At 71.5% G+C, this 11,857-nt stretch carries 12 protein-coding genes; 7 read left to right on the forward strand and 5 right to left on the reverse strand.

All coding sequences use genetic code 11. The annotated features are described in order from the left end of the window. Positions 1 to 42: 42 nt before the first annotated feature. The 3 genes from sufU to G3I19_RS13120 all read left to right on the forward strand — a co-directional run bounded on the left by sufU (position 43) and on the right by G3I19_RS13120 (position 2,432). The gene (sufU, locus tag G3I19_RS13110) at positions 43 to 498 is read left to right on the forward strand and encodes a Fe-S cluster assembly sulfur transfer protein SufU (protein ID WP_164263432.1); all 456 of its coding nucleotides are present in this window, start codon (positions 43 to 45) and stop codon (positions 496 to 498) included. Beyond that, entirely contained in the window at positions 495 to 833 is a 339-nt protein-coding gene (locus G3I19_RS13115; protein ID WP_164263434.1) for a metal-sulfur cluster assembly factor, read from the forward strand. Before sufU ends, G3I19_RS13115 begins: the two co-directional genes overlap by 4 nt. Before the next feature lie 261 nt (positions 834 to 1,094). After that, a complete protein-coding gene (locus G3I19_RS13120) occupies positions 1,095 to 2,432 on the forward strand; it encodes a hypothetical protein (protein WP_203599513.1) in 1,338 nt (445 codons plus the stop codon). Here the strand turns inward: G3I19_RS13120 and G3I19_RS13125 are convergent. Beyond that, positions 2,416 to 3,465, reverse strand: coding sequence for a hypothetical protein (locus G3I19_RS13125; RefSeq protein ID WP_164263435.1), 1,050 nt, complete (start codon positions 3,463 to 3,465; stop codon positions 2,416 to 2,418). The two genes, G3I19_RS13120 and G3I19_RS13125, sit on opposite strands and share 17 nt — an antisense overlap. Positions 3,466 to 3,710: 245 nt before the next feature. On the opposite strand from G3I19_RS13125, the gene G3I19_RS13130 reads away from it, so the two are divergent. The 3 genes from G3I19_RS13130 (at position 3,711) to dapD (ending at position 5,721) form a co-directional block, all read left to right on the forward strand. Beyond that, positions 3,711 to 4,031, forward strand: coding sequence for a multidrug efflux SMR transporter (locus G3I19_RS13130; protein WP_164263437.1), 321 nt, complete (start codon positions 3,711 to 3,713; stop codon positions 4,029 to 4,031). Then, positions 4,031 to 4,630 (forward strand): TetR family transcriptional regulator C-terminal domain-containing protein, encoded by a 600-nt coding sequence (locus G3I19_RS13135; protein WP_164263439.1) that lies wholly within the window; start codon positions 4,031 to 4,033, stop codon positions 4,628 to 4,630. The genes G3I19_RS13130 and G3I19_RS13135 overlap by 1 nt, the downstream gene beginning before the upstream one ends. Before the next feature lie 92 nt (positions 4,631 to 4,722). Then, complete coding sequence (gene dapD, locus G3I19_RS13140) at positions 4,723 to 5,721, forward strand: 2,3,4,5-tetrahydropyridine-2,6-dicarboxylate N-succinyltransferase (protein WP_164263442.1); 999 nt, start codon at positions 4,723 to 4,725, stop codon at positions 5,719 to 5,721. Positions 5,722 to 5,766: 45 nt separating this feature from the next. On the opposite strand, the gene dapA is transcribed toward dapD, so the two are convergent. From dapA to G3I19_RS13160, 4 genes are all read right to left on the reverse strand, one after another. Next, positions 5,767 to 6,663 carry a 4-hydroxy-tetrahydrodipicolinate synthase gene (gene dapA, locus G3I19_RS13145; protein WP_164263444.1) on the reverse strand — a complete coding sequence of 299 codons (897 nt, stop codon included), beginning with the start codon at positions 6,661 to 6,663 and terminating at the stop codon, positions 5,767 to 5,769. A gap of 95 nt (positions 6,664 to 6,758) precedes the next feature. Continuing rightward, positions 6,759 to 7,286, reverse strand: coding sequence for a hypothetical protein (locus tag G3I19_RS13150; RefSeq protein WP_239074248.1), 528 nt, complete (start codon positions 7,284 to 7,286; stop codon positions 6,759 to 6,761). A gap of 328 nt (positions 7,287 to 7,614) precedes the next feature. Then, on the reverse strand, positions 7,615 to 8,478 hold the full coding sequence (gene lepB / locus G3I19_RS13155) for a signal peptidase I (protein WP_343235087.1): 864 nt from the start codon (positions 8,476 to 8,478) through the stop codon (positions 7,615 to 7,617). Positions 8,479 to 8,685: 207 nt separating this feature from the next. After that, positions 8,686 to 10,530 (reverse strand): endonuclease/exonuclease/phosphatase family protein, encoded by a 1,845-nt coding sequence (locus G3I19_RS13160; protein ID WP_164263448.1) that lies wholly within the window; start codon positions 10,528 to 10,530, stop codon positions 8,686 to 8,688. Between the two features lie 228 nt (positions 10,531 to 10,758). On the opposite strand from G3I19_RS13160, the gene G3I19_RS13165 reads away from it, so the two are divergent. Continuing rightward, on the forward strand, positions 10,759 to 11,857 hold a 1,099-nt coding region (locus G3I19_RS13165), incomplete at its 3' end, for a hypothetical protein (protein ID WP_164263450.1).

Raw genomic sequence — 11,857 nt, forward strand, 5'->3', positions numbered from 1 at the left:
GGGCCGGTCATACGGACGAGGACATCGGGTAGGGACTGGATCGTGAAGCTGGATTCGATGTACCAGGAAGTGATCCTGGACCATTACAAGCACCCGCACGGGCGCGGCCTCCGGGACGGCGACGCCGAGGTGCACCACGTCAACCCCACATGCGGCGACGAGATCACGCTGCGTGTGCGGTACGAGGGTGACCGCATCGCGGATGTGTCGTACGAGGGCCAGGGCTGCTCCATCAGCCAGGCCAGTGCGTCCGTGCTGAACGAACTGCTGGTCGGCAAGGAGCTGGGCGACGCCCAGAAGATCCAGTCGACCTTCCTGGAGCTGATGCAGTCCAGGGGGCAGATCGAGCCGGACGACGCGATGGAGGAGATCCTGGAGGACGCCGTCGCGTTCGCCGGTGTCTCGAAGTACCCGGCGCGCGTCAAGTGCGCGCTGCTGAGCTGGATGGCGTGGAAGGACGCGACGGCGCAGGCGCTGTCCGAAGGGAAGACCGCATGAGCGACAACGAGACCGCCACGATGAAGCCGGCCTCCGAGGAGGAGGTCCGCGAGGCGCTGTACGACGTCGTCGACCCCGAGCTGGGGATCGACGTGGTCAACCTCGGCCTGATCTACGGCATTCACGTGGACGACGCCAACATCGCCACGCTGGACATGACACTGACGTCCGCGGCCTGCCCGCTGACCGATGTCATCGAGGACCAGGCGAAGTCGGCCACCGAGGGCATCGTCAACGAACTGAAGATCAACTGGGTCTGGATGCCGCCGTGGGGCCCGGACAAGATCACCGACGACGGCCGCGAGCAGCTGCGCGCGCTCGGCTTCAACGTCTGATCCGTCCCGCCGCCCCAACAGCCCTTACAGTCCTGCCAGTACGGCCCCGGTGCTCCGCGCACCGGGGCCGTATTGTGCTGTTCGCCTTCCGTACGTACGGTGTGCGCGCCCCGTTGGCGCGGAGACCGCAGCCTTCTCGTCGACGACACCTCACCGCGATCCCCCCCCCACGACGAGAGGGCCCCCGTGCAGATCTCCGCCACCCCGTTCCGCCGCTCGTCCCGCCCCAGGACCGTCGCGGCGGCCGTCGCCGCGAGCGGGCTGTTCTCCCTGGCCCTCACCGGCGCCGACACCCCGGCGCACGCGGCGGGTTACGGCACACCCACGGTCTCCCTCTCGGCCGCCTATCTCTCCGGTGCGGTCGGCGCCACCGGTGACCCCGCCGTCACCGTCACCGTCGGCCAGAGCGGTGCGGACGCGTCGGCGCTCACCGTGGCCGCGTCGGCCAGCTCCAAGAGCTCCGTCGCGGGTACCGGCGATGTCTCCGTCACGGGTACCGGCGCCACCCGGCGGCTCACCGTCGGCGCCCGCGCGCAGGGCTATACCGACCTCACCATCGAGGTCACCGGCCTCGGCGGCAAGAGCGCCACCAAGACCCTGCACTACGCCGCGTCCGCCGCGGCCCAGCACAGCGCGGACACCCGCTACTTCACCGGCTCGTCCGACGCCTCGGCCGCTGTCGCCGTCGGCGGCGGCTATGTGGTGGTGGCCGACGACGAGTCCAACACACTGCGCCTCTACGACGGTTCGACGTCCGGGGCGCCCGTGCGGACCTGGGACTTCAGCGACGAGCTCGGCGTCAAGAAGGAGGTCGACATCGAGGCCGCCGCCCGGGTCGGCGACACGGTCTACTGGACGGGCTCGCTGGGCAACAACAAGGACGGCGAGTACAAGTCCGACCGCAACCGGATCTTCACCACCAAGGTCACCGGGTCGGGCGCCGCCACCCAGCTGGCCTTCGGCGGCTCGTACGGGAAGCTCCGTGACGACCTGGTCGCCTGGGACAAGGCCAACGGCGACCGCTACGGGTTCGCCGCCGGTACCGAGGACGGCCAGGTCCCCAAGCAGATCGACGGCTTCAACATCGAGGGCCTCGAATTCGCACCCGGTTCGTCCACCACGGCCTACCTCGGCTTCCGCGCCCCGCTGGTGCCGCCGGAGAACGGCGGCAAGGCGCTGATCGTGCCGGTCACCGACATCGACAAGGCCGTCACCGGCAAGAAGGCCACCTTCGGTACTCCGATCGAGCTGGACCTCGGCGGGCTCGCCGTCCGGGACATCAGGAAGAACGCGGCCGACCAGTATCTGATCGTCGCCGGTTCCTGGGCCGCCGACGACAACTCCGATCCGTACGCCCTCTACTCCTGGGACGGTGTCGCCGGGCACGCCCCGGTGAAGCGGGCCGATCTGCCGACCAGTGACCCGGGCGGCTGGGAGGCCGTGGTGGACGTCCCCGACCTGAACGCGGCCGGCGCGCGCGCCCAGCTGATCACCGACGACGGATCGGCCGACCTCTACGGGGACGGCACGGAGGCGAAGGACCTCACCCACGACGAGTGGAAGAAGTCCCGCGCCACCTGGTTCACCGTGGGGAAGTGACGTCCGGCGGCTGCTGACCAGCGGTCTCCGCGGCCTCCGCGGCCTGCGCGGTCTCCGCGGTCTCCGCGGTCTCCGCGGTCTCCGCGGCCGCCTCGACGAGCGCCGGGCCGAGATCCTCCCGGCGCATCCGGCGGTCGATGTACAGCAGTCCGGTCACGAGCTGCGGAAAGGTCACCGACACGATCTGGCTGAGGGTCTGGCCCAGCAGGGTGAGTGCCAGACAGCCGGTGAGGCCGGCCACCAGCCGGGACGGGTCCGGATCCGTCCCGCTGGTCAGGCCGAGCATCGAGCCGTTGAACATCCCCACCATGGTGAACGGGAGCTGGACGAAGGAGCCCGCCGTGGAGCCGATGGCCAGGCCCAGCAGTGAGACACCGCAGATCCGCCACCAGGAGCCCCGGACCAGCCGGGCCGACCGGCGCAGGGCGCCGATGGGCCCCTGGCGCTCGAACACCACGGCGGCCGGGGCCAGGCTGAAGAGCACCCACAGCCAGACGGCGGGCGGCGCCAGGGCGAGACCCCCGAGCACGCCCACCACGATCGCCACGGCCGGGCTGTGCGCGCCGACCGCCGCCACGACGACGGCGACCGAAGCGCCCGCGATCAGCAGCAGCGGTACGAGGACGAGCAGCCCGCTCAGCAGTACGGCGCCGATCACCGGGACCACCCGCGACCAGGCCCGCCGCCAGACGGCCCGGAACGTCGTCGGTCTGCCGAGCACCGCCTCCTGGAGCACGGTGGCGCAGCCCGCGCTGACCAGGGCCGTGCAGAGCGTGGTCAGCAGCGCGGCGGCCAGCAGTACCCCGGAGAACCCCAGCACCACGGGACCCGCCTGGTCCCAGCCGGCATCGGAGCCCTTCGGCGCGTGGGTGATCGTGTGGATCCGGCCGGAGAGCGAGGCGTAGACGACGGCGAGCGCCGCCGCGACGACCACGGCGGCGCCCCCGTACACCGCGGCCGCCATGCCGAGCAGCTGCTTCCAGTAGCGGCCGACCGTGGAGACCGCGCCGTTGAGTATGTCGCTGAGCTGCAACGGCTCCAGGGGTATCACGCCCGGCTTGGGCGCCCGGGGCGCCAGTGGGACGCCCCACTGCTGCGGACCCCATGCGGGCGGTCCCCAACCCGGAGGCCCCCCGTGCGGCGTACCTCCGTACGCCCCTGCCCACCCCGAGTCCTGTGCCACCGTCACTCCGTCCCTCACGCTGTCCGCCCGGATTTCTGTACCGGATTCCGCCGGACGGCACACCGTACCGGTAGCTGATGTGTACGGTCGTACGCATGCCCTATGTACTGCTCGCAGCGGCCATCGCCGCAGAGGTCGGCGGGACCACCGCCATGAAATACAGCGAGGGATTCAGCAGGCTGTGGCCCTCGCTGGCGACGGCTGCCGGGTATGTGCTCGCCTTCGTGCTGCTCGCCCAGGTGCTGAAGTCCCTGTCGGTGGGCACCGCGTACGCGATCTGGGCCGGCACCGGGACCGCCGCCATCGCCGCCATCGGCATGGTCTTCCTCGGGGAGTCGATGAGTGTGGCGAAGCTCGGTGGCATCGCCCTGGTCATCGGCGGGGTCGTGCTGCTCAATCTGGGCGGCTCCCACTGATGGCCCGGCGTTACGACCCCGGCCGCCGGGACCGGATCATCGATGCCGCGATCCGGGTCGTCGGCGACCAGGGGATCGCCGGGCTGAGCCACCGCTCGGTCGCCGCCGAGGCCGATGTGCCGCTCGGCTCGACGACGTACCACTTCGCGACCCTCGACGAACTGCTGGTCGCCGCCCTGCGCAAGGTCACCGACGAGCCGCGTACCGGGGTCGAGGGCTGGGCGCGGGCGCTCGCCGCGCCGGGGCCGGGGCTCGCCGGCCGGCTCACCGCGCTGCTCGGACGGCTCGTCGCGGGGGACCGGAGCCGGGTGCGGCTGGAGTACGAGCTGTATCTCGCCGCGCTGCGCCGTGACGCGCTCGCGCCCGTCGCGGCGCAGTGGCTGGACGCCTGTGTGGAGGTCGTCCGGGCGCATGTCGGCGGTGACGCCGCCACGGCACGCGCCCTGGTGGCCCTGATCGACGGGCTGCTCATCCAACTCCTGCTGACCGGGCGGGCCTTCGACCCGGACGAGGTGCGGGAGGCATTCGACCGGATCATCGGCGGCCGGGATGTCCCGGCCTGCGGCTACGGCCTCCCGCAGCGGTCCCGGTGGCCGTAGCGGTGCCTCGGGCAACGGCCTCGGTGCGGCAGGAGCGGCCGACCGCTGAGACCGGTTCGCCGGTGCGGCGCCCGGCCGGTTAGGTTTTGGTCATGACCGACACGCTCTCGCAGACCCCTGCCCGCTCCACCGGCGCCGTGGCCGCCGGACTTGCCACCGTCACCGCCGACGGCACCGTCCTCGACACCTGGTTCCCCGCGCCCGAACTCTCCGCCGAGCCCGGCCCTGCCGGCACCGAGCGGCTCTCCGCCGAGCGCGCGGCCGAGCTGCTGGGCGACGCCGCCCCGAAGGCCGTCGGTCCCGACCCGCGCCGTGGTGTCGAGGTCGTCGCCGTCCGTACGGTCATCGCCTCGCTCGACGACAAGCCGCTGGACGCGCATGACGCCTACCTCAGGCTGCACCTGCTCTCGCACCGGCTGGTCCAGCCGCACGGCCAGAGCCTGGACGGCATGTTCGGCCTGCTCGCCAACGTCGCCTGGACCTCGCTCGGCCCGGTCGCCGTGGACGACATCGAGAAGGTGCGGCTGAACGCCCGCGCCGATGGCCTGCACCTCCAGGTCACCTCGATCGACAAGTTCCCGCGTATGACGGACTACGTCGCGCCCAAGGGCGTCCGGATCGCCGACGCCGACCGGGTCCGCCTCGGCGCCCACCTCGCCGACGGCACGACCGTCATGCACGAGGGCTTCGTCAACTTCAACGCGGGCACGCTCGGCACCTCCATGGTCGAGGGCCGGATCTCCGCGGGCGTGGTCGTCGGCAACGGCTCCGACATCGGCGGCGGCGCCTCCACCATGGGCACCCTCTCCGGCGGCGGCAACGTCCGTATCACCATCGGTGAGCGCTGCCTGGTCGGCGCGGAGGCGGGCGTCGGGATCGCGCTCGGCGACGAGTGCGTCGTCGAGGCCGGGCTCTACGTCACCGCGGGCACCCGGGTCACGATGCCCGACGGGCAGGTCGTCAAGGCCCGTGAGCTGTCCGGCGCCTCGAACATCCTCTTCCGCCGCAACTCGGTCACCGGCACGGTGGAGGCCCGTCCGAACAACGCGGTCTGGGGCGGTCTGAACGAGATCCTGCACAGCCACAACTGACGCCGCTCCGGCGGACGCCGCTCCTGCCGCCGCCCGGTGCCGGTCTCACCCGGCGGCAGGCAGCAGTTCCGCGTACGCCCCCAGCAGCCCGTCGACCGCAGCGCGGCCGGCGGGCAGCAGGGGTTCACGTACCGGCCCCGACGGCAGCCCGGCCGCGCCGAGCAGGGTCTTGGCGGTCACCGTGCCCGGCAGGCCGGACGCCATCATCAGCTCCACCAGGGGAGTGTTGAGCCGGTTGAGGCGCGCGGCCTCGGCGGGGTCCGGGGTGTCGTACGCGTCGAGCACCGCCCGCAGCTGTCGGGGGGCCACATTCGCGACCGTGCCGACGAAGCCCGACCCGCCCACCGCGTACAGCGGGAGGTTCAGCTCCTCACAGCCGGAGTAATAGGCAAGACCGGTACGGGAGATGACCGTGGTGGAGCCCAGCAGGTCGTACGCGCAGTCCTTCACGGCCGCGATACGCGGATGCCCGGCCAGCCGCAGCAGCGCCCCCGTCCCGATCCGGGTACCGGTGCGGCCGGGGATGTCGTACAGCATCACGGGCAGCCCGGTGGCATCGGCGACCGTACGGAAGTGGGCCTCGACGGCCTCCTGCGGCGGACGGCTGTAGTACGGAGTCACCACCAGCAGGCCGTCCGCGCCCGCGCTCTCGGCCGACCGGGCCAGCTCCACGGTGTGCCGGGTCGACGCGCTGCCCACGCCCGCCACGAGGTGCGCGCGGTCGCCGACGGCCTCCGCGACCGCCCGGACCAGTGCGGTCTTCTCGGCGTCGCTGGTGGTCGGGGACTCTCCGGTGGTGCCGCTGAGGACGAGCCCGTCGCAGCCCGCGTCGACCAGATGGGCCGCGAGCCGCTGCGCACCCTCCAGGTCGAGCTCACCGTCGGCGGTGAACGGCGTGATCATTGCGCAGAGTGCACGCCCGAAGGGCTGTGAAGGGCTCATGACGGCAGTCTTGCCTCAGCGGAGAGTGAAGGTCCACTTAGTTCTGCTTCGGGTGAGTGCGAAGCACGGCTGAACAGTCCGGGCGAGGCGGCGGATCAGTAGCCCGTGCCGCTGCTTGAACTGCTCGACGGCGAGGCACTGGAGCTCGCACTGGCACTGCTCGACGGGGAACTGCTCGCGCTGCTCGACGGTGAGCTGCTGGCTTTCGGCATCGCGGTGACCGCCTTGCCGTCGGGGCCCAGGACGTACCACTTGGCGCCGAACTGGGTGAGGCCCTGGCCGTTCATCTCGCCGGGCTTGTGGTCGCCCTGGTACGTGTAGAGCGGGTGGCCCTTGTAGGTGACCTGCTTGCCACCCGTGCTGCGGGTCGAGGTGTTGAGCAGTTTGGTCTGCACCCCGGTGCCCGAGGTCGGCTTCATCTTGGCGAGCAGCGGCGGCCATGCCTTGGCGCAGGCGCCCGAGCAGGTCGACTTGCTGGTCTTGTCCGCCTCGAAGAGATAGAGCGTCCGGCCCTTCCCGGTGACGAGGATCTTCCCCACCGGGGTGTCCTTGACCATGACCGTCCTGATCGCGGCCGCGGACGACGGGCTGCTCGACGCCGACATGCTGCTCGACGCCGACATACTGGCGGACTGCGAAGGCCCGGCCCCGGTGGACTGGGACTTCGATCCGGCCGAGCTGGAACAACCGCTCACCGCCACGGCGACAAGGCCGGCCGCGGCTACGGCGGCCGCTGTACTGATGCTGCTCCTCATGGAGGCTCCTCCGGTCGGCCGCCGGAAGGGCGGCGCGCTGGTGGCCGGCCCGGAGCGGGCCGCCGGATCCACTGGACCGCGAGTCGCGGCGGCGGGCCACCCGGCAGAGCCGTCCGGAGTACGCGGCGCCGGTGAGCCCACGGCCTGTCGTCGAAGTGCCGTCGTAGCCCGGAGGGCGGCACTTCGACGACAGGCCCTAGGAAGCCCGGGGAGCGGCCGCCCGGCGGGTCTGCTCCGGGGCGCGCCTGCGCCTGCGCCACAGCACCAGCGGCACGGCGCCGAGCAGACCGGCCGCCGCGGGGGCCGAACTCGCGGCCGCGCCGAGGCCGCTCTGGCCGAAGGTGGCGGGGACCGGCAGGTTGTCCAGCCGGTTGAGGGGCCAGGCGATGACCTCGGCGCGCCCCACGACGTCCTTCACCGGGACGAAGCCGCCGCCTTTCTGGTCCTGGTGGTAGCGGGAGTCGGCCGAGTACTGCCGGTGGTCGCCCATGACCCAGAGGTGGCCCTTGGGCACCTTGACCTTGAACTGGCCCTGCGGGTCCGTGCTGCACGCGGTGTTGCCGGGGAAGACGTACGGCTCCTTGAGCGCCTTGCCGTTCACCTTCACCGGGCCGGTGCCCTTGCACTCGACGGTGTCGCCGCCGACTCCGATGACCCGCTTGATCAGGTCCTTCTCATTGGCGGACGGCATCAGCCCGATGTAGCTCAGGCCCTTCTGGACCGGGTTGGGCTTCGCGGCGGGCTCGTCCGCGAGCCAGCCGTCCGGGTCGTGGAAGACGACGACCTCGCCGCGGTGCGGCTCGGCGCCGAACCACGGGGTGAGCTTGTCGACCAGCACCCGGTCGCCGGTCTGCAGGGTGTTCTGCATGGAGTCCGACGGGATGGAGAACGCCTGCAGCAGGAATGTCTTGATCAGCAGCGCGAGGACCAGCGCGATGACGACGAGCAGCGGGAGTTCCTTCCAGAAGGAACTCCGGGTGCTTCTGGTGGTCCTGCCGTGGCCCGAGTCCCGCGCGTCCGACGCGTCGCTCTCCTGGCCTGACTCCGTGCCGACCGTCACATCCCCCACCCTCACTTCATCCGGGAGCCTGCTCACTACACCCAGATCTTCGCACGCATCCCGCTGAGCCCGGTTCGCCCCTTTATCCCGTGCACATCCCGGACCGGCCGGGCGCCGCCCCCTCCCACGCCGGACCGGCCCGGGACGTCCCCGGACCGGTCCGGCGCCTCCGGCCTGCCGTGCCACCGGACCGGCCGGCCTGCCGTGCTACGGGCGGAAGCGCAGCACGCTCGGGTCGTGGTCGCTGTTCTGGTCGGCGAACTCGGCGTTGATGTGAACGATGTCCAGCTGGTAATCGCGGACCGCCGGGCTCACCAGGATCTGGTCCAGGATCTGCGAATTGCCCTCGTAGACGTAGGAGTACCGCTCGTCCGCCGGCAGCGAGTACGCCGTGGCCGAGAGCGCCTTCCCGCCGGTGAGGATCTTCGCGGTGCCGGAGAACTCGAAGTCGTTGAGGTCACCGAGCACCACGACCTCGGCGTCGGACTGCGCCGAACGGATCTTCCTCACGAAGGTGTTCACGGCCTGGGCCTGCTCATGCCGCTCCGTCTCCGAGCTGCGCGCCGGGGGCTGGTACTGCGAGTCGATCGCCTGGTCGCCGCCCTTCGAGGCGAAGTGGTTGGCGACCAGGAAGACCTTCCTGCCGCGGAAGGTGAACTCCCCGGCCAGCGGCTTGCGGCTGTCCTTCCAGGCCGGGTTCGCGGGGTCGACCCGGCCGGGGGAGTAGGTCAGCGCCGCCCTGCCGCCCTGCCGGACGACACCGGTGGCGTTGGTAGCCGTACCGCCGGGACGGCTGGTGAAGCCGACGCGGTCCGGGTTGTAGAGGAAGCCCTGGCGGATGTTGCCGCCCGGCTCACCGCCGTCCGCCAGGTCGACCGGGTCGATGGAGCGCCACTGGTAGCGCGGGCCGCCCGCGGCGACGATCGCGTCGATGAACTTGCCGACCGTCACGTCGGCGGCCACCACACCGTCGTTCTTGGCGCCGTCGTTGTCCTGGACCTCCTCGATGGCCACGATGTCCGGCGAGGAGAGGTGGTCCACGATCCCGGCCGCCAGCTTGTCGAACTTGCTCTGCGGATCCGTCGGGTCCAGGTTCTCCACGTTGTACGTGGCGACGGCCAGCTCGTCCTTCTTCTGTTTGCGGGTGACCTCGGGCTTGGTCCGGCCCGCCTTGACGGCCCCCAGCTGCCGGGCGGCCACGGTGTACGTACCGGCGAACTGGTTGTAGTCGAGCGGGCCCTCGGTGGTCCCGGTCAGCGAGTCACCGACGTTCGCGACCGGGAACGCCCCGGCGGACGCGGGGGCCAGCGACTGGACCATCAGCCGCCCGGTGTTCTGCGACGCGTACCCGTTGTAGAGGGTGCCGCCGCGCGGTGTCGGGCGCTCGTCCGGCTTCACGGTGACCCACAGCTCCCCGTACGAGTCGGTCGCACCGGTGACCCGCGAGGTGCCGATCCTGACGTTCATGCCCTCCAGGGACTCGTAGCGGTCGAGGGCGTACTTCTCCGGCTTCAGAGTGAGGCCGTTGATGCTGCCGCCCGCCGCCTTGTCGCCTGCGGGGGCGAAAGTGCCCGGTACGTCACGGGAGTTGATGACCGTCGCCGCGGGCAGCTGGTTGCCCGACGAGACGACGGTCACGGTCGGCTTGCCGATCTCGGTGACCGACTGGTTCCCGGACGCCGCACCGCCGGGTATGTACTCGTCGACCGTGCCGGAGACGGTGACCGCGTCGCCCACGGCGACGGCCGGCGCCGAGCTGGTGAAGACGAAGACCCCCTCGCTGGTCGCGGGGTCCGCGTCCGGGTGCGGGTCCTGGAACCAGAAGCCCTTGGAACCGGACGTCCGCACACCGGTCACGATGCCGGGCACACCGGCCACCGCCTTCCCGGCCAGCGGGGAGAGGCGGGTGCTGCCCTGGATGTCGTGGATCCTGACCTCGGCCGCACCGGCCGAAGCGGGGGTGACGGCGAGCAGGCCGGCGGCGAGCGCGGCCATGACCACAGCTGTGACGGCCGTCGGTTTGGCGAGCGGGAGAGCGGGGAGAGCGCGCATCTACAGAACTCCGGAGGTGAGGGTGGAGTGGAGCGTGGGCTACGTTCTACGCGCGTCAATCTCTTGCGTACGGAGGCGAGTTGTCAAGGGTCGTGGGGTGGACGGAGGTTGACGGGTACATGAACCAGGTTGCATGGGTCGAAATGCGTCTACGCTGGGGCGCCCGAACCGTATGCCCGAAGACCGCGCCCTCTCGCCGGTCGGTCTCAGCCCCGAGGAGAACCACCGATGTCCGGAGACCGCCCCACCCTGCCGCCGGTGCGGCTGAACTCCGAAGCGGAACTCGCACGTGACGCGCTGGCCGCGCCCCTCTTCACGCGGGCCGTACGGCTGGCCCGCTGGGCCGGTCCCGGCACGCGCGTCGGCGCGGGGGGCGAGCTGGCCGACGAACAGCTGCCCGCGGCCGCGGCGGAGCTCGGTCTCGGTGCTGACGAGGACGGTGCGGCGCTGGCGAGCGAGGCGTGGCGGCTCGCCGTCGACACCGGCCTCGTCGACATCGAGCCGGCCGACGACGATGCCGAGGGGCGCGACGGGAGCGGCGACGGCGCAGCGGACGGCGAGGGCAGCGAGGGGACGGCGGCCCCCGGCGAGAACCTCGCGCTGATCACATCGGGCAGCCCCCAGGAGATCCTGGCGCTCTGGCTGGACGGTCTGGAGACCGTGCACGCCGACGCCATCGCCCCGCAGTTCGACGACTTCGCCGACCTGGTCGGCGACGACGGCGAGATCGACTTCGGGAAGCTGGAGTGGGACCCGGATGCCGAGTCGGAGTTCCTCGACGGCGTGCTGGGCAATCTCTATCTGCTCACCGTGACGGAGACCGGCGCCCAGGACGCCCCGGTGCCGCTGCCCGCGCTGGCGGCCTCGATGATCGTCCCCGATGACATGGGCGAGCCCACGGACGACGTACTGGAGCAGGTGTCGGAGGCGATGATGCGGCTGGACGACCAGTTCAGCCTGCTCGAACCGATCGGCCTGGTCGAGTACCACCCGGTCGACGAGGCCCTGATGGCCGAAGAGGCGGAGAACGCGGAGGAGCACGGGGGCCAGGGGCGGCCCGTGGACGACGAGGACGTCTCCCGGTACGGCATGGTGCGGCTCACCCCGCTCGGTCTGTACGGGATCCGGGCCCGGATGCTCGACGCGGGTGTCGACGCGCCGGCTGTCGGTGAGCTCGCCGACAAGGACGCGGGCGCCCTGCTCGACGCCCTCGCGCGCTTCCCCGAGGGCGCGGCGCGCGCCGAGACCGTGCTCTGGCTGGACGGCCGTGAACCGGGCGCCGCCGCAGCCGAGTTGCTGTCCGCCGCGCGGGGCGAGGACAGCGGCG

The sequence above is a fragment of the Streptomyces sp. SID10853 genome (genome assembly GCF_010548145.1).
Taxonomy (GTDB): domain Bacteria; phylum Actinomycetota; class Actinomycetes; order Streptomycetales; family Streptomycetaceae; genus Streptomyces.